This window comes from Metabacillus kandeliae (genome assembly GCF_021166585.1).
Lineage (GTDB): Bacteria > Bacillota > Bacilli > Bacillales > Bacillaceae > Metabacillus_B > Metabacillus_B kandeliae.
Genome location: NZ_JAJOZE010000001.1, coordinates 741,304 through 761,630 on the forward strand (window position 1 = coordinate 741,304; position 20,327 = coordinate 761,630).

General features: G+C 43.6%; 19 protein-coding genes and 1 riboswitch. Of the genes, 16 read left to right on the forward strand and 3 right to left on the reverse strand.

Translation table 11 applies throughout. The features are described from left to right. Positions 1–6: 6 nt before the first annotated feature. The 7 genes from resB to LRR81_RS03715 all read left to right on the forward strand — a co-directional run bounded on the left by resB (position 7) and on the right by LRR81_RS03715 (position 7,941). On the forward strand, positions 7–1,653 hold the full coding sequence (gene resB / locus LRR81_RS03685; RefSeq protein WP_231787932.1) for a cytochrome c biogenesis protein ResB: 1,647 nt from the start codon (positions 7–9) through the stop codon (positions 1,651–1,653). Continuing rightward, positions 1,653–2,834 carry a c-type cytochrome biogenesis protein CcsB gene (gene ccsB / locus LRR81_RS03690; RefSeq protein WP_231787933.1) on the forward strand — a complete coding sequence of 394 codons (1,182 nt, stop codon included), beginning with the start codon at positions 1,653–1,655 and terminating at the stop codon, positions 2,832–2,834. The genes resB and ccsB overlap by 1 nt, the downstream gene beginning before the upstream one ends. Before the next feature lie 150 nt (positions 2,835–2,984). Continuing rightward, positions 2,985–3,707 carry a response regulator transcription factor gene (locus LRR81_RS03695; RefSeq protein ID WP_231787934.1) on the forward strand — a complete coding sequence of 241 codons (723 nt, stop codon included), beginning with the start codon at positions 2,985–2,987 and terminating at the stop codon, positions 3,705–3,707. Beyond that, positions 3,704–5,485 carry an ATP-binding protein gene (locus LRR81_RS03700; RefSeq protein ID WP_231787935.1) on the forward strand — a complete coding sequence of 594 codons (1,782 nt, stop codon included), beginning with the start codon at positions 3,704–3,706 and terminating at the stop codon, positions 5,483–5,485. The genes LRR81_RS03695 and LRR81_RS03700 overlap by 4 nt, the downstream gene beginning before the upstream one ends. An 18-nt stretch (positions 5,486–5,503) precedes the next feature. Beyond that, a complete protein-coding gene (locus tag LRR81_RS03705; protein ID WP_231787936.1) occupies positions 5,504–6,085 on the forward strand; it encodes a cob(I)yrinic acid a,c-diamide adenosyltransferase in 582 nt (193 codons plus the stop codon). 115 nt (positions 6,086–6,200) lie between these two features. Next, a complete protein-coding gene (sigX, locus tag LRR81_RS03710; protein WP_231787937.1) occupies positions 6,201–6,746 on the forward strand; it encodes an RNA polymerase sigma factor SigX in 546 nt (181 codons plus the stop codon). Beyond that, positions 6,727–7,941, forward strand: coding sequence for a hypothetical protein (locus LRR81_RS03715; RefSeq protein WP_231787938.1), 1,215 nt, complete (start codon positions 6,727–6,729; stop codon positions 7,939–7,941). The genes sigX and LRR81_RS03715 overlap by 20 nt, the downstream gene beginning before the upstream one ends. Positions 7,942–8,076: 135 nt before the next feature. Here the strand turns inward: LRR81_RS03715 and LRR81_RS03720 are convergent, their stop codons facing one another. Next, positions 8,077–9,471: an APC family permease gene (locus tag LRR81_RS03720; protein ID WP_231787939.1), complete on the reverse strand. Its 1,395-nt coding sequence runs from the start codon at positions 9,469–9,471 to the stop codon at positions 8,077–8,079. Positions 9,472–9,658: 187 nt separating this feature from the next. Between LRR81_RS03720 and LRR81_RS03725 the strand changes: the two genes are divergently transcribed. Beyond that, positions 9,659–10,471 (forward strand): histidinol-phosphatase, encoded by an 813-nt coding sequence (locus LRR81_RS03725; protein ID WP_231787940.1) that lies wholly within the window; start codon positions 9,659–9,661, stop codon positions 10,469–10,471. A gap of 47 nt (positions 10,472–10,518) precedes the next feature. On the opposite strand, the gene serA is transcribed toward LRR81_RS03725, so the two are convergent. After that, positions 10,519–12,093 (reverse strand): phosphoglycerate dehydrogenase, encoded by a 1,575-nt coding sequence (gene serA, locus LRR81_RS03730; RefSeq protein ID WP_231787941.1) that lies wholly within the window; start codon positions 12,091–12,093, stop codon positions 10,519–10,521. A gap of 191 nt (positions 12,094–12,284) precedes the next feature. Further along, positions 12,285–12,422: riboswitch (FMN riboswitch) on the forward strand. Between the two features lie 166 nt (positions 12,423–12,588). Here serA and LRR81_RS03735 point away from each other — a divergent pair. After that, the gene (locus tag LRR81_RS03735) at positions 12,589–13,146 is read left to right on the forward strand and encodes an ECF transporter S component (protein WP_231788609.1); all 558 of its coding nucleotides are present in this window, start codon (positions 12,589–12,591) and stop codon (positions 13,144–13,146) included. 93 nt (positions 13,147–13,239) lie between these two features. Here LRR81_RS03735 and LRR81_RS03740 read toward each other — a convergent pair whose 3' ends face one another. After that, a complete protein-coding gene (locus LRR81_RS03740; RefSeq protein WP_231787942.1) occupies positions 13,240–13,488 on the reverse strand; it encodes a ferredoxin in 249 nt (82 codons plus the stop codon). A gap of 381 nt (positions 13,489–13,869) precedes the next feature. Between LRR81_RS03740 and LRR81_RS03745 the strand changes: the two genes are divergently transcribed. From LRR81_RS03745 to LRR81_RS03775, 7 genes are all read left to right on the forward strand, one after another. Then, positions 13,870–14,916: a helix-turn-helix domain-containing protein gene (locus tag LRR81_RS03745; protein WP_231787943.1), complete on the forward strand. Its 1,047-nt coding sequence runs from the start codon at positions 13,870–13,872 to the stop codon at positions 14,914–14,916. Next, the gene (locus LRR81_RS03750) at positions 14,906–16,348 is read left to right on the forward strand and encodes a RecQ family ATP-dependent DNA helicase (protein ID WP_231788610.1); all 1,443 of its coding nucleotides are present in this window, start codon (positions 14,906–14,908) and stop codon (positions 16,346–16,348) included. The genes LRR81_RS03745 and LRR81_RS03750 overlap by 11 nt, the downstream gene beginning before the upstream one ends. Further along, positions 16,345–16,953 (forward strand): CPBP family intramembrane glutamic endopeptidase, encoded by a 609-nt coding sequence (locus LRR81_RS03755; protein ID WP_231787944.1) that lies wholly within the window; start codon positions 16,345–16,347, stop codon positions 16,951–16,953. The genes LRR81_RS03750 and LRR81_RS03755 overlap by 4 nt, the downstream gene beginning before the upstream one ends. Beyond that, on the forward strand, positions 16,937–17,719 hold the full coding sequence (locus LRR81_RS03760; protein WP_231787945.1) for a LysM peptidoglycan-binding domain-containing protein: 783 nt from the start codon (positions 16,937–16,939) through the stop codon (positions 17,717–17,719). Before LRR81_RS03755 ends, LRR81_RS03760 begins: the two co-directional genes overlap by 17 nt. Positions 17,720–17,991: 272 nt before the next feature. After that, positions 17,992–18,450 (forward strand): DUF2663 family protein, encoded by a 459-nt coding sequence (locus LRR81_RS03765; RefSeq protein ID WP_231787946.1) that lies wholly within the window; start codon positions 17,992–17,994, stop codon positions 18,448–18,450. A gap of 29 nt (positions 18,451–18,479) precedes the next feature. Next, positions 18,480–19,235 (forward strand): metallophosphoesterase, encoded by a 756-nt coding sequence (locus tag LRR81_RS03770; RefSeq protein ID WP_231787947.1) that lies wholly within the window; start codon positions 18,480–18,482, stop codon positions 19,233–19,235. 160 nt (positions 19,236–19,395) lie between these two features. Then, the gene (locus LRR81_RS03775; protein WP_231787948.1) at positions 19,396–20,322 is read left to right on the forward strand and encodes a MerR family transcriptional regulator; all 927 of its coding nucleotides are present in this window, start codon (positions 19,396–19,398) and stop codon (positions 20,320–20,322) included. Positions 20,323–20,327: the final 5 nt, after the last annotated feature.

Genomic DNA, 20,327 nt, shown 5'->3' on the forward strand with positions numbered 1-20,327 from the left:
ATCACCATGGAAGAAGTAAAATGCGAATGCGGACACATTAATCCGCCAGGTACTGTGCTGTGCGAAGCCTGCGGCAAGCCAATCGGCCATTCTGCTGAAGCAGAGGCATCATTGCTGCTGGATATGCGGTATGACGGCAGTGCAAGACGGTCCATGACCTACAACAAAACCGTTGTGGACAAAATTTGGAATTTCTTTTCATCCGTTAAAGTCGGTATATGGCTCATCTTCATTACGCTTGTTGCCTCAGCGGTCGGCACGATTTTTCCTCAGCAGATGTATATCCCTCCGAATGCCGATCCGGAACAATTCTATAAAGATCAATATGGGATTCTTGGACAATTTTATTACGATCTTGGCCTTCAAAACACATTCGGATCCTGGTGGTTTTGCCTCCTGCTCGCATCCATAGGGATCTCGCTTGTAATCTGCAGCCTTGACAGAGTCATTCCGCTGTACCGGTCATTGAAAAAGCAGGGAGTCACAAAAAATGATTCTTTTTTAGCGAGACAGCGCCTTTACGGCATTTCAGAAGCAGCTGATAAAGGAACGCTTGATGAAATTAAAGAGAACCTGAAAAAGCGCCGATACAAAATCAGAGAAGAAAATGGCAGTATTTTAGCTGAAAAAGGCCGTTTTTCCAGGTGGGGGCCATATGTCAATCATATAGGCCTGATCATTTTTCTGATTGGGAGCATGCTCAGAGTTGTTCCTGGAATGTACATAGATAAAATGCTTTGGCTTCGTGAAGGAGAAACAGCTGTTATTCCCGGAACAGACGGAAAATACTTTTTGAAAAACAATAGCTTCAAAGTGGAAGTTTACGAGAAAGATAAGGAAAATGCTGTTTTTGCTCAGGCGATTGACAGGGAAGGCGACGGCACTGTAGCAAAAAACTACCAGGCTGATGTAACCCTTTATGAACGAAAAGGGAATCAGATTCCCGGTCAGCCCCCAAAGCTTTCGAAAGTGGAAGATAAGCAGATACGGGTGAATGAACCGCTCGAGTTCAGCCAGTTTTCCCTATATCAGGTCGATTTCCGCATGAATGAATTGAATAAAATGAAATTCAGCCTCACAGATAAAAAGACTGGCAAATCATTCGGGCAGCTGGCAATCGATTTAAACGATCCTGCTAAAAAGTACAATCTTGGCAGCGGTTACAAGGTGGAGATAGCCGATTATCTTCCTGACTTTTATTTTGACAGCGAAGGGCAGCCGGCATCCAAGTCGCGCATACCGAATAACCCAGTGTTTGTTTTTAAAATGTTTGCTCCTGACAGGCCAAAAGGTGAAACAAGCCTTGTCGGCATTCAGTCAACGATGGAGCCGCTCGGCGCCACAAAATATAAATTGAAATTTGCCGGGGTGGAAACCAAAAATGTCACGGGCCTTTCTGTTAAAAAAGACTTAACACTTTGGCTGCTGGCACTCGGCGGTGCCATTTTCATGATAGGTGTTTGCCAGGGAATGTACTGGAATCACCGCCGCATCTGGATAAAACGGAAAGGCGGATCAGTATGGATTGCCGCGCACACAAATAAAAACTGGTACGGCTTAAAATCTGAGATTAACAGAATAACAGAAGGTACATCCGTAAAAGAGCCGATTGATCAGAGAGAGATAGCAAAAGTTTCAGGGGAGGAAGCCTGATGGCTGAGATCAGCAGCAATTTCTTATACGCCGCATTTATTCTTTACCTTGCCGCAACATTCATTTTTGGAGGCTCCATTCGGGACAGCCGCCGGGATAAAAAGGACAGGACATTCCGCAAATGGTCTCAGACAGCGATCGCTGTCACACTGGCAGGCTTTGCCTCACAAGCTGCCTATTTCGTTACAAGATGGATGGCTTCCGGCCATGCTCCGGTCAGCAATCTATTTGAATTTACAACGTTTTTCGGCATGATGCTTGTGCTGGCATTTATCATTTTGTATTTCATCTACAAAACAGCCATACTCGGGCTTTTTACACTGCCTGTAGCGCTGCTGTTAATCGCGTACGCCAGCATGTTTCCTCGTGACATTACACCGTTGATCCCTGCTCTTAAAAGCCAGTGGCTCTACATACATGTGACAACAGCCGCGCTTGGGCAAGCCATTTTGGCCATCAGTTTCATTGCAGGAGTGCTGTATTTAATCAAAACAGCCGATCACGCCAAGCCATCCAAAAAGACGTTTTGGCTTGAATTTGTTATGTTTGTTATGGTTGCAACAATAGGCTTTATTATCATTACAACAGTTTTCAGAGCTGCAGGATATGAAGCTGAGTTTAAATGGATTGATAAAAAAGGCGCTGAAGCACAGATGGTTTATGATCTTCCGGCGCTGATCGGGCCGAATAAAGGAGAGCTGCTGACAGAAGGCAAATTGCATCCTTTATTTAATGTACCTCCGATTTTTTCAGGCAGGAAGCTCAACACAGTTGTTTGGTCAATTTTTGCCGGTTTAGTTTTATATGGTTTGGCAAGAGTAATATTGAGGAAGAGTTTATCCAGGACCCTGCAGCCGCTGACCAAAAAGCTGAATTTGGATCTTACGGATGAAATCGGCTATCGGTCTGTTACAATCGGTTTTCCTGTTTTCACCCTCGGGGCATTAATTTTCGCGATGATTTGGGCGCAGGCCGCATGGACAAGATTTTGGGGCTGGGATCCAAAAGAGGTATGGGCTCTCGTTACATGGCTCTTTTACGCCGCCTATCTGCATTTGCGGCTTTCAAGAGGATGGCATGGCGAGAAATCAGCCTGGCTCGCTGTTATCGGCTTTGCCATCATCATGTTCAATTTGATATTTGTTAATTTGGTGATTGCCGGTCTTCACTCCTACGCGTAACAGGAAAAAGGGCACACAAGCTTGTTAAAAGCCTTCACTTTTTACTGTGAAGGTTTTATCTGTTTAAATGGCAGCAGAAAAAGCTGCTGAAATGCAATGAGTTTTATCACCTGAGTTTGAAAGACAGTTTGCATCAATAGGAGGCTGCTTATGGAAGAGTATCAAAATACAAAAGTGCTTGTTGTGGATGATGAAGCAAGAATCCGCCGTCTTTTGAAAATGTATCTGGAAAGGGAAGGCTTTCTGATTGAAGAGGCAGAAGACGGAAATCAGGCTCTGGAAAAGGCGCTTGAAAATGATTATGCCGTCATCCTGCTTGACTTAATGATGCCTGGGATCGACGGGGTTGAAGTCTGCAGACAGCTGAGAGAGAAAAAAGCGACCCCTGTTATCATGCTCACAGCAAAAGGGGAAGAGACAAACCGTGTACACGGTTTTGAGGCTGGGACAGATGATTACATCGTAAAGCCATTTAGCCCGAGAGAAGTGATTTTGAGGGTAAAAGCATTATTAAGAAGAAGCTCTCAAACCTCTTTCTTAAAAACCGAAACAACCGCCAAAAACGTCATCGTGTTTCCGCACCTGTCAATTGATCATGATGCGCACAGGGTAACAGCTGATCAAAAGGAAGTCAGCCTTACGCCGAAAGAATATGAACTGCTCTATTTTTTGGCCAGAACGCCTGACAAAGTGTACGACAGAGAAAAGCTGCTGAAAGAAGTCTGGCAGTATGAATTCTTTGGAGATCTCAGAACAGTTGATACACATGTAAAGAGGCTCAGGGAAAAGCTGAATAAAGTATCTCCTGACGCTGCCAAAATGATTGTAACAGTATGGGGAGTAGGCTACAAATTCGAGGTTGGAAATGAATGAAGCCATGGAAAAGTGTCGTTGGCAAGCTTTGGGCAACCATACTGGCCCTTGTAACCGTTGTTCTGCTGATATTAACGGTCTTATGGTTTGAGTTTATTGAAAATTATCATGTAAGTCTGGCGGAAAAGGAGCTGGACCAGCTGGGAAGCAAGGTTTCGCTCATTCTCTCCCATCATTATGAAGATACAGAGCTTGCAAAATCCATCGCCTCAGAATTGGCGGATGACTCCACAAGCATCATTGTGGAAGATAGCAAGAAGCACGTGTTCGCATCAGCCAATGAATCAAATGAACAGCCAAAGGTGTCGCTGAGAGAAATTCAAAAGGACCGCGAACTGGCAGGCGTCATACAGTCAAGAAAGAAAACCATTAAAAGAATAGATTCTAAAAGCGCTAATGGCACGGAAGAAGTTCTCGTTACAGGCGTTCCATACAAGATTTCAGAAAATGAATACGGCGCCGTGTATGTTGCAAGATCCTTGAACGCTGTCCAGGAGGCGACAAAGAGCACGACAAAATATACGCTCCTTGCAGCTCTTCTCGGGATGGTTCTGACAACCGTCTTTGCCTTTTTCCTGTCAACAAGGATTACCAATCCGCTGAGAAAGATGAGAGAAGCGGCTTTTGAACTGGCACGGGGTAAATTTGACACAAAGGTTCCCATCCTCACAAACGATGAAATCGGCGAGCTTGGAATTGCCTTTAACCAGATGGGAAAGCAGCTGAAATATCACATTAATGCACTGAGCCAGGAAAAGGAACATTTATCGAGCATTTTAAGCAGCATGGCTGATGGGGTCATTACGCTGAATATTGATGGAAGCATTCTTGTAACAAATCCTCCTGCAGAACGGTTTTTGCAGGCGTGGTATTATGAGCAGCATTCGAGGCTTGAAAACAGCGAGGATATTCCGCCCGAAGCTAAAAATCTCTTTCAGCGGGTCGTTCATTCAGAAAAAGAGCAAGTGGCTGAGATTACGTTGCAGGGAAGAACATGGGTATTGCTAATGACGCCTTTATATGATCAGGATTATGTAAGAGGCGCTGTGGCAGTCCTGCGCGATATGACAGAGGAGAGGCGTCTTGACAAGCTCAGGAAGGATTTTATCGCCAATGTCAGCCATGAACTCCGCACACCGATAGCGATGCTTCAGGGCTACAGCGAAGCGATTGTCGACGATATTGCCGGGAGCGAAGAAGATCAAAAGGAAATTGCAAAGATCATTCATGACGAATCTCTCAGAATGGGCAGGCTTGTGAATGACTTATTGGATCTTGCCCGAATGGAAGCCGGCCATATTACTCTTCATTACGAGGAACTGGACATCTATGAGTTTGTGGAGAAAATCAAACGGAAGTTTCAAGGTCCTGCAAAAGATAAATCCATCAAACTGCATGCAGAAATCATGTCAGAGGACAGCCCCTTCTCTCTTGACCCGGATAAAATTGAGCAGGTTCTGACAAACCTTGTAGACAATGCGATCCGCCATACTGAAGAAGGCGGAGAGGTTACGGTAAAGGTAGAAACCATCTCTGGAGGATTGCGGTTCGATGTAAGCGATTCAGGATCAGGCATCAGTGAAGAAGATCTGCCATTTATCTTTGAACGGTTTTACAAAGCAGATAAAGCGAGAACCCGGGGACGCGCCGGAACAGGGCTTGGACTGGCCATTGCCAAAAATATTGTAGAAGCTCACCAGGGGACCATTGCAGTCCGCAGCCGGGTGAACGAAGGGACAACCTTTACGTTCTTTCTTCCGGAACACAAAGAGCGATAAATTGGGAGGGAAAAAGGGATGAAGCTTTATACGAAAACAGGTGACAAGGGGAAAACAAGCCTTGTAGGTGGAAGAGTCGACAAGGATGATGCAAGAGTTGAAGCCTACGGGACAATCGATGAGCTGAATGCAGCAGTTGGAGTGGCCATGACCTTTCTCCATGAAGAAAAATACCGTGATATCCAGAGCGAGCTGGAGCGCATACAGCATGAATTGTTTGACTGCGGCAGCGACCTCGCATCAGTTATCAGCGAAGAAAAACGCCAAAACAAAATGACGGTGAAAATGGCTGAGGATCTGGAGCCGAGAATAGATGCCTATACTGCAGAAGCTCCGCCGCTTGAACGCTTTATCCTGCCAGGCGGAACAAAAGCATCCGCTCATCTCCATATGGCAAGAACAATAGCCAGAAGAGCGGAGCGCCGAATCGTTTCACTTCACCGTCAGGAGCCTGTGAGCGAGGCTGTACTGCAGTACGTCAACAGACTGTCAGATTACTTTTTTGCTGCGGCCAGAGCGGTCAATTATCGTGAAAATGTAAAAGATGTGGAATACGAGCGCAGCGCCATTGTTTTCAGGGAAAGAAAAGAAAAAGAATAACGCGGAAATATGAAAAAGGAAGGAATTGCCTTCCTTTTTTTTCGTTTGCATAATATAGTGGTGTTGTAACTTTTTACAGCTGAACACCGACTTAGTAAATGAACGGGGGTTTCTCATGGAAGACACCTTTCAAAAAATCTATGAGAAATATCATCAGGATATTTTTCAATTTTTATTTTATATGGTGAAAAATCGGGAACAGGCAGAAGATCTCGTACAAGAGGTTTACATAAGAGTATTGAAATCCTATGACCGTTTTGAAGGGCGGAGCAGTGAAAAAACCTGGCTTTTTTCTATTGCTAGACATGTGGCCATCGATTGGTTCCGCAAGCAAAAAACAGTCAAACAGCGGATATTGGATAAATTTGATTGGGATAATCAGCAGGTTCAGGATCAAAGCCCGCTGCCTGAGGAAATTGCTCTTCAAAATGAAGAAGTGCAGCGGATGTACCGGTCGTTGGATAAATGCTCCATTGACCAGCAGACGGTGATTATCTTGAGATACATACAAGGTTTGTCTATTGCAGAAACAGCCGATTCCCTCGGCTGGACAGAAAGCAAAGTAAAAACAACACAGCATAGAGGAATCAAAACATTAAAAAAGCTAATGGAAAACCTGATGGAAAAGGAGGGGAGCCAGAATGAGAAAATCAGAGTTTAATGAAGAATACATACAAACGCTGCTTGAAAACCTGCCTAAGGCTGAAGATAAACGCAGCAAAGCAGAGATATGGCAGAACATTGAGCTCAGGCGCCGGAGAAAAGAAAGAAAAACCAGAATTGGACCGATTATTGCCGCTGTTTGCGCTGTTATGCTGCTGCTGATTCTGTCCCCTTCATTTCTGGCTCAATTCAGCGGGCAGCAGGGAAGCAGCAAGCTTGCCGGAAGTCCTCCTCATTTGGAAAAAAAGGCACTTCCTGAAAAGAACATCAGTGAGAGCAGCAGTGATAAGAGCATGGTGGCTGATAAGGATCAGCAGGAAAGCAGCTCTGACAGCAGCGCGCAAAAATCTTCTTCAAAAGCTCCAGTGTCTGAAGATAATGCTAAAAGCTCAGAAAAAACATTTGTTGTTCCAAGGGATCAGCAGGATAAGGCAGTTGTAGTAGCTCTTCAGGATCAAAACGTCGAAAATATTATCCCTATCACCCTTGAAGGCGGCAGCAAGCAGCCAAAAGCCGAACAAATTACTCCGCTTCTTCGCCAGGTAAATGCCGAAGCGTTGGGATTCGCTCCTACAGAGCTGACAAAACTCAACTTTAAAGAAACCAGCAGTGATACCGTAACAGTAAATGCCGGTAAAGCCCTCAGCATTGAAAGCGAGGCAGAAAGCTTCCTGAAAGATCTTCTGGAAGAAACCTTCAGATGGTCTGGCTACAAAAAGGCCCAGCTGGAAACAGACGGCCATAAGGGCATCAATTTTGGCCAATACGGCAGCCTGGATATTCTGCACATCAGCCCGGAAATGAAAAAAGGCTATTTCCTCTTCCAGCCTCAGCCTGGAAAAGAAAAACTCTTTACTCCTTCAAGGGAATCCTTCGCAACAGTGGAAGATGCCATTGCAGGAATGAAAAAGGCTGAAAATCATTCCCAGGAATCATTGCTTGCTAAAGACCTGCCAATTAAAGAACTTCAAACTGCCGGTAAGAAGTTAATTATTTCTTTTTCCAAACACGAAAACGTGGAAAGAACAGATAAATACATTCTGATGCTGGAAGGCCTCCTTCTGACAGCTAAAGAATTCGGCTATGAATCTGTGCTGTTTAAAAACCTGAAAGCCGAGAAAATCGGCAGAATGGATGTAACAAAGCCTGTGGAGGTTCCTTATTCTCCGAACCCTGTCAATTGGAAGGATTGATGGCGGGGACTGCTTGTGTGAATGCCTCTTTGGCTTTTTCTGCATATAAACTGGCAGAGATCTGCTCTCTATTTTCAAAAGGGATATTGGCTCAGCACGAAAAAAGGTGTCTCTTATAAAAAGAGACACCTTTTCTTATCCAGCTTTCTTCAAGCTGCTTTCTTGCTTCTTTTTCCCTCTGCTGTAAAACCAGAGGCCGAGAAGAGCAAAAACAGCAGGACCGATTATCATGGGCGTATATTCTGCAAGGGTTGTGCCTGATGCAGGGATAAGCGTTAAGACTATTGTTCCGATAACAGAGAAAAGGCCGACTGCTGCTGTTAGATAAGCCCAAAAGTCTTTTTTAATCTTGAATGGCCTAATGGCTGTCTTTTCTGATTTGCGGAGCTTAATGTATGCAAGCAGCAGAAAGACATATGGAATAAAGAAGGCAAGTGTCGCCATTAGCACAAGCATATTCAGAGCCTGTGAGACGCTTGGTATAAATCCTGAGCTGATCAGGATGACGGAGACGCCGGCTGCCTGCCATAGGATAAGGTTAGCTGGCATATCATTTTTATTGGCTTTTATGAGTTTTTCAGGTAAAATGCCCTTTCCGCTTTCAGCCATCATAATACTCGGGTTCAAAATGAGAAATGTCAAAGAACCGAGTATCGCGATCACAAAGCAGATGCCAAGAATCTGTGCGAGATTGAACGGCAGATGAAATTGCTGGCCGATGACATCAGCAAATTGATAAAGCGCTGTTGCTGTATCATCAGGCGTAATTTTGATGACAAACTGAAAGGCTGCTGTTGCAAGGATATAGATAATGCCGATCGCAATTGACGCAATCAGAATCGTCTTTGGAAAAGTCCTTTGCGGGTTGTGAACATCCTTCGCAATGGTACCGATCATTTCGATGCCTGAGAATGCAAACATCAATGTCGAGAGGAACATAACAGAATCCATTGAGAGATTTCGCGGTGCAATCGTTTCAGCAGTAAAAGGAGTGGCAGATGGATGTCCTGTTATTAGACTGGCAAGCCCAAAGCCGAAAATTAAAATGGCTGGGACCAGTACTCCGATAGGTGCGCCGATTGCGGACATTTTTCCGCTTACTTGTGTTCCTCTTAAGGTAAGGATGGTCAGTGACCAAAAGATCACAAGAGAAACGATCGTTGTAAACCATGTATTGCTGATAATCTGCGGAGCATTAATGGCATATGAGACATTTACCGTGATTCCGATCAGCAGCGAAGGGTAGTAAGTAAAATTGGCCACCCAGAAAAACCATCCGCATAAAAAGGCGGCTTTTTTTCCAAATGCCCGTTCCACCCATGCGCTGATGCCTCCTTGTTCAGGAAATGCGGTGGAAAGCTCAGCGACGATCAAGCTGATCGGTATAAAGTAAAGGAGAGCAGCCAGAATCCAGAAAGAAACAGCTGACGGTCCGATTGTTGCAGCAAAGGGAATATTTTTTAAACCAAGAATAGCATTGATGCTGATCAAGGAAAGCCCTAAAACACCAATTTTTTTATTTCGCTTCATGATAAAAACCTTCCAATCTATCTATATAAAGAACATGACTAATCATACATCAACCAGAATAAATATACAATTTATTTTAGTAGAATAATAGTATTTGTTTAATTGTGATTTGTCCGATTATTTCGGAAAAATTGTTCAATTCTTTAGCCGTGCATGATATGGTAGAAAGAAAAATGAGGTGAGAAATTTGCTGACAGACTATCATAATCATTTAGAGCGGGGAACCCTGACATTGGATTACTTGAAGAAATTTACGAATGTGGCAGCTGAAAAAGGCATTCAGCATTTTGGCATCTCTGAACATGCCTATCATTTTTATCAAACAAAAAACATTTTAAGCAATCCATGGGTAGATGAACGCAGATTTTATGATATGAAGGATTATGTTTCCCTGTTTCAAGAGGCATGGAAAAAGGACATTGATGTAAAGATGTCGATTGAAATGGATTATACACCTGGCAAGCATGAAGAAATGAAGACCTTTATCGAACAGTACGACTTTGATTATGTGATCGGCTCTGTTCACTGGGTAGGGGATTTCGGCATAGATTTAAAGGAATTTATACAAGAGTGGGATAGGCGCGATCTTTATCTTACATACCGTAATTATTACGATCAGATTGTCACGCTTGCAGAGTCCAACCTGTTTGATATCGTCGGACATTTGGATCTTGTGAAAATATTTAATTACATACCTGAAGATGAAGAATTTCTGCTGGAGCAATATGAGCGGGCAGCAAATGCTCTTTCTCAGTCAAAAACGTGTGTGGAAATTTCTACTGCAGGATTGCGAAAGCCTGTTGGAAAGCTTTATCCAGATCCAAGGCTGCTAGAAGCCTGCTTTCAGAAGGGAGTGCCGATTGTGCTTTCTTCAGATGCGCACCAGCCGAATGATGTAGGGGCGGATTTTGATCAGGCGGTGAAGCTGGCGAGAAAAACCGGCTATAAAACAATTATGACGTTCTCTAAAGGAGAGCGAAGGGAAGTGCCGATCGGGTAAAAGAAAACCCCCGTTCCAGGTAAGGAACGGGGGCTTTCTTTGCCTTTTTACAGTTCAAGCGGAAGAACAGAGACAATTTCTCCGACTTCCCTGAATGCATCAAGAACGTCATTTTCAAGCGGCTTATCAAAGCTCAGCATCATGATTGCCTCGCCCCCTCGCTCTTTTCGGCCAACCTGCATTGTAGCAATGTTGACAGCATGGTCGCCGAGAATTTGCCCGACCCTCCCAATCACTCCAGGCACATCTGTATGCTGCACATACAGAAGGTGTCCTTCAGGATAAAAATCAATCGAGAATCCATTTAGATTGATAATGCGAACCCCGTATTCAGGAATATAGGCCCCTTTAATTTCAAAAGTAGATCTGTCGCCTTCAACCCGGACAGTGACACAATTGGCGTATCCTGATTCATTGGCTGATTTTTTCTCAGAAAAGCTGATGCCCCGTTCTCTGGCAATCATTCCTGCATTAACCGCATTAACAGTAACATCAACCCGGCTTCTTAAAAATGAAGCAATGACGCTTTTTGTAATAAATGAGGTTTCCAGATCTGCCACAGTTCCTTCATATTGCACTGATATGCTGTTGACTGGTTCCCGCATGCACTGGCTTAGAACACCGCCCATTTTTCTTGCCAGGAGATCATACGGCTTCATAATTTTATAATCATCTTCTGAAAGCGAAGGCAGATTGACGGAAGAGGTTACCTGTCCGCCTTCACAGAATGTCAGGACTTCTTTTGCTACCTGTGAGGCAACATTAAGCTGAGCTTCCTTAGTGGAGGCTCCAAGATGCGGGGTAGTAATCACCTGCGGGAAGTCCAGCAGTCTGTTGCCTGCCGGCGGTTCCTCAATAAATACATCCAGTGCTGCTCCGCTGACATGCCCGTTTTCCAAGTAATAGATTAGGGCTTCTTCATCTATAATGCCGCCTCTGGCACAGTTTACAAGATAAACGCCTTTTTTTGTCTTCCCGATCGTTTCGTGATTTAGAAGCCCTCTCGTTTCTTTCGTTAAGGGAGTATGTACTGTAATAATATCTGCTTCTTCAAGGAGCTGGTGAAAGGAATAGCTTTCCACCCCGATTTTTGAAGCTCTTTCTTCTGTTAAAAAAGGATCAAATACAACGACTTTCATTCCAAAAGCCCTTGCACGCTTGGCGATCTCGCTGCCGATCCTTCCGAGTCCTGCGATGCCGAGCACCTTGCCGTACAGCTCTGTTCCAAGGAAGGAAGACCTTTTCCATTCATTGTCTTTCACACTGGCATTTGCTTGAGGTATATGGCGCATAAGAGACATAATCATGGCAAATGTATGCTCTGCAGTAGAAATGGTATTGCCTTCAGGGGCATTGATGACAATAATTCCATGCCGGGTAGCCTGATCGATATCTATATTATCAACACCAACACCTGCTCTTGCAATTATTTTCAGTTTCGGCATTTTTTCCATCAGCGATTGAGTGACCTTTGTTGCGCTTCTCACAAGAAGGGCATCGAACTGATCCAATTCATCCTCAGCATCCTTGACGTTTTTTTGGACGATTTCGAGCTGGTCTGACTGCATCAAAGGCAGAAGGCCATCCTTGCTTATTGGATCTGAGACAAGTATCCGAAACACTCTAACAACCCCTAACTATAAATTTGAAATTTTTTGATAATTTATCACATTCCTTTATTTATGTCAATGCGCTAAAGTGTGAAAGCGTTTACTTAAAACGGCTTATTCAGCAGTATTCCGATGTATTTCCAAGACTTTTCTCTATACAAATGAGAAGGTTTATCATATAATAACTTTTGAATATTATATTGATCAATCTTCGGGGCAGGGTGAAATTCCCGACCGGCGGTGATAAGCTTTATTGCTTTAAGCCCGCGAGCCTTTTGTTTTGGGCAGGATCTGGTGAGATTCCAGAGCCGACAGTACAGTCTGGATGGGAGAAGATGGTGGTTTTGGCGTTTTGAAACAGCTGTTTCATCCGCTTATTTTGCCTGCCGCTTTTCCCTCTGTTCTCTAGGACAGAGGGTTATTTCGTTCAGGCAAAAACCCTTTCTTTCTTTTCGGGAGCGATCATGAAAAGGAGAGATTTTTTTGAAAGTCAGCAAGGTTAACAAAATGGTTGTGTTAGCAGCATTAAGCAGTGTATCATTTCTGCTCATGATGCTGGAGATTCCTTATCCGGGTTTTGTATTTCTTAACATTGATTTCAGCGATGTGCCGGCTATTATTGCCGCTGTTGTCTTCGGACCTGCAGCTGGAATCATTGTGGAAGGGCTCAAAAATATTCTGCATTACCTGATTAAGAGCAGCGCTACAGGCGTTCCTGTTGGAGAGCTTGCCAATTTTATCTCAGGAGTGCTGTATATTCTGCCTATCGCATTCATTTATAAAAAAATAGCGACAGCTAAAGGCGTGGCAGCAGGACTTGCCCTTGGTACGTTGTCTATGACAGTGATCATGAGCATTTTAAATTATTATGTGATTTTCCCTGCGTATACGCTGTTCATGAATTTTCCGGCTATGCCGGCAGCAGAGCTTGCCCGTACGATAACAGCCGGGATTATCCCATTTAATATCGTAAAAGGCATTTTAGTTGCCGCCGTATTCCTCATGCTGTATGGAAGGTTAAAAACATGGCTTTCTAAGCAGAGAGCACTGCGGAATGCCGCTTAAGCATAGATAGACTTAGAAGAGCCCTTTTCAGAAGGGCTCTTTTTATAAAGCAAAAAAACTTCGGTGCCAGTTTGGCCGCCGAAGTTTTTTTGCTTATTCAAATTTTGTTGCGTCTCCATCAAAAGACTCGTCTGCGACTTTAATGGAATCAGTCGGGCAGCCTTCAAATGCATCCATCATATCTTCTTCCAAAATTTCGGGCACTTCCACAATTCCCTGATTGTCATCAAGTGTAACGAATGCAATGCCTTCGTCATCATAATCATAAATGTCAGGTGCCGCAGCTCCGCAAGCCCCGCATGCGATGCAAGTATCTTTATCAACAATCGTATACTTTGCCATGTACATAACCTCCTGATGGTTCTAATAGAACATATAATGTCACCTGCAAGTCTTTGCAGGATGGAAAAACTTAAAACATATATACATTGTATAGGTGTTACATTAACTTTTCAATAAAAACATGGCGGACCTGAATCCTGCCTTTAAGTCGATGCCCTGCTTATTATGCCGCAGCTTTTTCTTTGCCATGTTAGTGAAACATAAAATGAGGAAAGAAAATGACGCAATTAGCTCCTCCATTTGACAAAATCTCTGATACAATAGTAAAGGCTTGCTGGTGCTTCTCCTGCGGGAAGTTAAAAAAAATACCGTGTGCCAGTCTGGCGAAAGCAGCTGGAAAAAGACTTTAAAACCTTGTCAGAAAATGGCGGTGGAATGAAATTGAGCTATTTGGATGTCCTTGTTTTATATAGCATGAAGCAATTTCAGGGAGAACGTTCAGCTGCAGCCGTTTACCATCTTCTCAAAGGAAAACGGTCCTCGCAAACCATCCAGGATTTACAGCTGTTCAAGATTGGAGCACTGTTCGGTTTGTTTCCGAATATAAAAAAGGATCAGATCGAAGCTTCAAAAGAAAGGCTCTCCGCTCAAGGCTTTTTAACAGCAAATCTCCATGTTTCAGACGCGGGTCTATCCTTTCTGGAAAAAGAATGGCAGGAGCATCCGCTTCCATCACAATTAAACGGCTGGAAATACTCTGCTCATTCCAGGCAGTATTGGATGAAGCTTTCCCTGCTTGTTCAGACGATTTCCAACCTTATCGGAGGCAGCACACGCTTCCTTCCTTTACTATACAATGATGAAGAACTTCTATGGGTGAAAAAATTTTTGCTGAAACAGGGCTCCTCAAGGCAAGAAATGGCTCATGCACTTTACCATGAGCTGTCCGGGCTTCTAACAGGCCAGGCGCCGCTTGCGGCTGCTGTCTTTACATACCGATTAACCTCAAAGGACCGGATAGGGCTCACTTTTCAGCAGCTGGCCGATCATTACAAACAGGATGAATGGTACATCAGAGTGCTTTTTCTAAATGTCCTGCATGCCATAATGGAAAGGTCTTTAGGAGAGCTTCCATTTCTCGCTCTCCTTCATGAGCGGAAGCCTGCAGCCAAAACGCTTACTGCTTCTACGGAAAGAAGCTTCCGCATGATGGCGGAAGGAAAGACGATTGCAGAAATAGCTGCAGCAAGAAGGCTGAAGGAAAGTACAATAGAAGATCATATGGTCGAGATTGCTCTAAACGATCCTGACTTTAATTTTTCCCGTTTTCTTCACCGTGAGGAAATGGATGAAATCAATGCCGTGATCAGCCAGCTTGATACAAAGCAGCTCAAAAAAGTAAAAGAAAAGCTTGAACATGCATATTCCTATTTTCAGATCAGGCTGGCATTTGCGGAAATGAGGTGGAGAAAAGGTGATGACTCCTGAGGCAGTGCTGAAAAAACAGTTTGGCTACGAAACATTTAAAGAAGGACAAAAAGAAATTATTGCGGATGTTTTAGCTGGAAAAGATGTGCTGGCAATGCTGCCGACAGGGGGAGGGAAATCCGTCTGCTATCAGCTTCCTGCCTACTTGCTGAAAGGGCCTGCTGTTATCGTTTCTCCTTTGCTTTCTCTTATGGAAGACCAAATTCAGCAGCTGAAAGCAAGGGGAGAAAAAAACGTTATTGCCATAAACAGCTTTCTTGAACAAAAGGACCGCCTCCATGCACTGAAAAACCTCGGAGCATATAAATTCATATTTGTATCACCCGAAAGCTTGAAATCCAAAACAGTTATGCAGGCTTTGAGAAATACCCGCATTTCATTGTTTGCAGTAGATGAGGCCCATTGTATTTCTCAATGGGGCCATGACTTCAGGCCGGATTATTCGCTTCTCGGCAACGTCCGGAATCAGCTCAATCATGCTCCCTGCCTAGCGTTAACAGCGACAGCAACAAAAGAGGTTCTTGAAGATATTAAAGGCTCCCTGGGCATGGTGGATCCTGCTATGCACGTTTATTCAGCAGACCGGCCGAATATTGCGATTAAAATAGAGAAAATGGAAAGCCTGTCAGAAAAACTTGAAAGACTTTACGAATTGGCAAAGGGGTTAAAAGGTCCGGGAATTATTTATTGCGGCGGCAGACAATGGACGGAAAAGCTCGCCGCTTATTTAAAGGAAAAAGGCATTGAAAAGACCGCCTATTATCATGGCGGAATGGAGTCTGAGCAGAGAATGCTTGTTCAGCATCAGTTTTTGAACGGCCAGCTCAGCATTATTTGCAGTACAAGCGCTTTTGGAATGGGAGTCAATAAGGCAGACATTCGGTTTGTACTTCACTTTCACATGCCTCAAAGCATGGAAGCTTATCTGCAGGAAATCGGAAGAGCAGGAAGAGATGGAAGCCCTGCTGCAGCAATCAGCCTGCTGACTCAAAACGACTACGAAATACCGCAGCATCTTATTGACAGCGAGTTTCCTGAAAAGCAGGATATAGCTGCCTATTTAAAAGATGGTATCCTGCTGCCTGAGGTTCATATGCGGCTCATTGATCATTACCTTCAGAATGATTCATTGGACAATAGCCAGTCACCCCAAGAAGCGATTGCAAACATATTTGCGTCAAGAAAAAAGGAGAAAAAGCGAAAACTGACAATATTTATGAGATGGATTTCAGCAAATTCCTGCAGAAGAGAAGGAATACTGGCATATTTTGGTGAAGTAATTAAGAAAAACAAGCCTTCCAGCTGCTGTGATGCATGCGGATTGGATCTGCAGCCTTATTACAAGGGAGAAGAGGAGATTCTTGAATCTGGTCAGTTTGCTGATTGGGAAACAGAATTAAGAAACATCTTTTTGATGAGGGATATTCATTGATAAAAAAACAGAGAAATATGATTCATTCTTTATCAGATAAACAGATGGTGATGCAGCTTTATCTAACACAAGGCCTGCTTCTTGCCGTTTCCATTTTGCTTTCGTTATTTTTTTTTCGCACGGTGCTGGCACCGTTTGACCATTTTGCCTGGAGTGCCGAAGCAGTTATTTGGGGCTGCGCACTTGCAGGGACGATCTTGATTTGTGACATGCTGATCATGAAATACGCCCCAAAATCCTGGTATGATGATGGTGGGATTAATCAGAGAATTTTTCGTTCCTGCAGCATACCTCATATTGTTTTCCTTGCGCTTTTGATTTCCTTTACAGAGGAGATCCTGTTCAGGGGAATATTGCAGCATGGACTTGGTCTCTGGCCTGCTGCCGTTATTTTTTCATTGCTACATATCCGTTATCTTGACAGGCCGCTTTTATTTGCCGCTGTTATTATTGCCAGCGTGCTCCTTGGCCTCATCTATGAATGGACAGACAATCTTCTTGCTGCCATTACAGCTCATTTTTTCATCGATTTCGTATCTGCTGCGCACATACGGATAGAGTACTTGAAGAGAGGTGGATCAATATCAGATGATGAACCAGCCTAAGAAGACAGATCAATTTGAAACTGCAAATGCAGGGGAAACAAGGGGAAAAAGCCGTTCTGCCAGGCATGCCTCAAGAAGAGAGCTGCACGGCAAGAAAAAAAAGAAAGAAAAAAAAGCTCCTTCTCCTTATCCGCTGATTAATTTTTTAGCTGTATGTTTTATCCTTTTAATTGTTTTTATATTTACCTATACCATTTATACGCAAAAGCATGAGCCTGTTAATACAGACAGTGGAGAAGTACAATTCCTGAACGAAAGCACGCCTCAGCAGGACAAACCTGCCGAAACAGATAAAAAACTGGCGGCAGGGAATGAAGACAAGTCTGAAAAGGCGGAACCGAAGGAACAAGCTCCTAAAGCAGAAGCCCCCAAAAAAGAAAGTCCGTCTGATGCCGGCAAGAAGACGCCGGCATCAGACGGAGATTCTGATCAGAAAGAGCAGCCAAAAGCTGCTCCTAAAGCATCTGAGCGCAGCAAGGAGCAGGAAAAAAAGGAAGAAAAGAAAGCTCCTCCTGCTAAAGAAAAAGAGAAGCCTGAGTCAAAGGAAAATAAGGCAAGCGGTGATTCTTCTTCAGATTCGCCTGCCAAAGAGAATATTAAAATTGTTAAACATACTGTTCAGCCAAAAGAAACGCTGTACAGAATTTCAATGAAGTATTACAACAGCAGAAGCGGCGAAGAAACCATCAGAAAGTGGAACAAGCTTTCCGCCGACAGCGTATATGCTGGACAAGTGCTGGAAATCCCTCTGAAAGATCATGTATAATCATTTATAATAATGAGACGTTCCCTTAAAAGGAGCGTTTTTTTAATGAAGGCTATGCTAAAGAAGAATGTTGGATCTTTGAGCCTTGTTGATTGGAGTGGAAAGCGGGAGACTCACGCACTGTCCGTGGAAAGCGGACGCCTGATGCCTTCAACAGCCAGATTTTATAGAGCCTAAATGGAAGGCTGACTTGAGTAATCGTGGTAATCACTGAATAATCCTCTTTTTTTCATCATACCTTGTACTATTAAATGAGGAATGATGGTGAAGAGATGGAAAAGGAATTCAGCAGCCTGAATGAAAGCACAGATGAGCCGACTAAAAAAATGCTCCAATCATTGGTTGATAAAAAAAGAAAATTTGATAAATATAAAAAGAAATGTCTATACTGCCAGCTCTTTACTTTTGGAACCGTTCTTGCCTTCATGGGCTACTTTTACTTTTGTATTCTAAAACAGAGCAATTCGGACATATCGGCTATGATCAGTTTGTTTCTGCAGCAATCCTTTCATTTGTTTTTTGTCATGAGCATCATTGCCGGTTATGCAACAGCTCTTTATTTTAAAAAGAAAGAAGAAAAGGCTGAAAAAGAGTTTCATGCTCTCCGCTGCGAAGTAATAAGGAAAAGCCCTGAACTGTGGCCGAAGCCTTATTACTGGAAAAAGCGCGAACAGGTTTTTTTAATGATGAAAAAAAAATTCGGCATCAATTTATTTTACGAAAGCAAATAATGATTTTTTGCAGCGGAGGAATGACATGTATGGCTATTTTTCTGTTAGTTTTAATTCTTGCAGGGCTCCTGTTTGGAGCTGTTATGTACCGGAATGCCATTGCAGACACTGTCACCATCAACAATTTATCACTTCCGGACTTTCCTTCAGATAAAGAACAGCTGACTATTTTTTTTATTTCAGATATTCATAGAAGAACAATAAAAGAAGAGCTGCTGACCCAGTGTCCCGGTACTCCTGACCTCGTCCTGATCGGAGGAGATATAGCAGAGGGAGGAGTTCCATTAGAAAGAGTGCGAGAAAATATAAAAAAGCTAAGGAAGCTCGGGCCGGCTGCAGCTGTGCTGGGCAACAATGACTTTGAGCTTGACCGCAGGGAGCTGGAAAAGCTTCTTAAGGAGGAAGATGTCCGGCTGCTTCATAATGAGGCGCTGCGCATCTCAGAAGACGTTGCCGTTATTGGCCTAGGGGAAATGAAGGTTAATGAAGATATGCTGGAAGACGGTCTCAAAGATGCAGGAGATGTCTCTTTTAAAATTCTTTTGTGCCACAGCCCTCTTATCTTGCAAAAGCTTAAAAAGAAGGACGGCATCGCGCTTGCAATAAGCGGCCATACACACGGCGGTCAAATCCGGATAGGAAAGTTCGGATTATATGAAAAGGGAAGAGTATTTGAGACAGAATCCTGTACAGTGCTGGTGAGCAATGGATACGGAACATCCAAGCTGCCGCTGCGTTTAGGGGCCCCGGCAGAGGCCCACTGGATCACGATTTCAAAAAGCTGAGAGAGCTGATAGTTATTCAACTGTTATACAAAGTTTACACAAGCTGTTCATTCCTTTATAATTCTAGTAGATGATAGGCTTTTAGCCTAATGCCAAACTTTGGAACAGCCCCTTTCTTTCAGCTTTTTTGTGTTTACAGGGCTTTAATGGAGGAAAAGAAATGGACAATCAGGGCGGAAAATACAATATTAAAGCAGTATCCAAGATGCTCGGAATCCAGCCTGGTACATTGCGGGCATGGGAAAGGCGCTACAACATGATCGCACCTGTCAGAAATGAGTCAGGGCACAGGCTGTATACAGAGGAGCACATTAAAATTTTGAAATGGCTGATGAGTAAAATCAATAAGGGCTTTTCCATCAGCCAGGCGGTTAACCTTCTTGAAAATACCGGAATTTCTGCAGAAGAACCGAATCTTGTCCAGGAGGAAGCTGCTGACAGAGCCGCTGAGCTGACAGATGAGCTATTGAAGGCGCTTCATTCATTTGATGAAAACTCTGCCCATGAGCTGTTAAATAAAGCTTTCAGTCTGTATTCCATAGACAAAGTGGTTATTGATATTCTCGGCACAGTACTGGTGAAAACAGGGGATCTGTGGGAAGCCGGGAAAATAACCACTGCCCATGAGCATTTTGCCTCATCCTTTTTAAGGTCAAGGATTGGAATGATTCTTCATACACTGCCGGTAAACGGCCTATTGCCGAAAACCGTTGCTGTGTGCGGACCTGGAGAGTGGCATGAGTTCGGGCTGCTGATTTTCACCCTTTTTCTAAGAAGACGGGGGTTTGAAGTCATTTATCTGGGGACAAGCATAGCTGAAAAGGATATTGAAGCGGTCATTGAAGAGGTGAATCCGAAGTTTCTGATTTTATCCTGTACGTTAATGGAGAACGCCCCGAAAACACTTAATTTGGTAAAAGAATTGTCTGAAAAATATGAAGAGCTTTCGATCGGGCTGGGAGGCTCTGGATTTCATTCCAGTACAAATCTCAACCTGAAGGAGTACAAAGCCTACTTGATTGGAGATTCTAAAAACGAGTGGGAAGAATGGCTGAAAAATAATCTTTCGAGGTCCTATGGTTTTTAACTTGT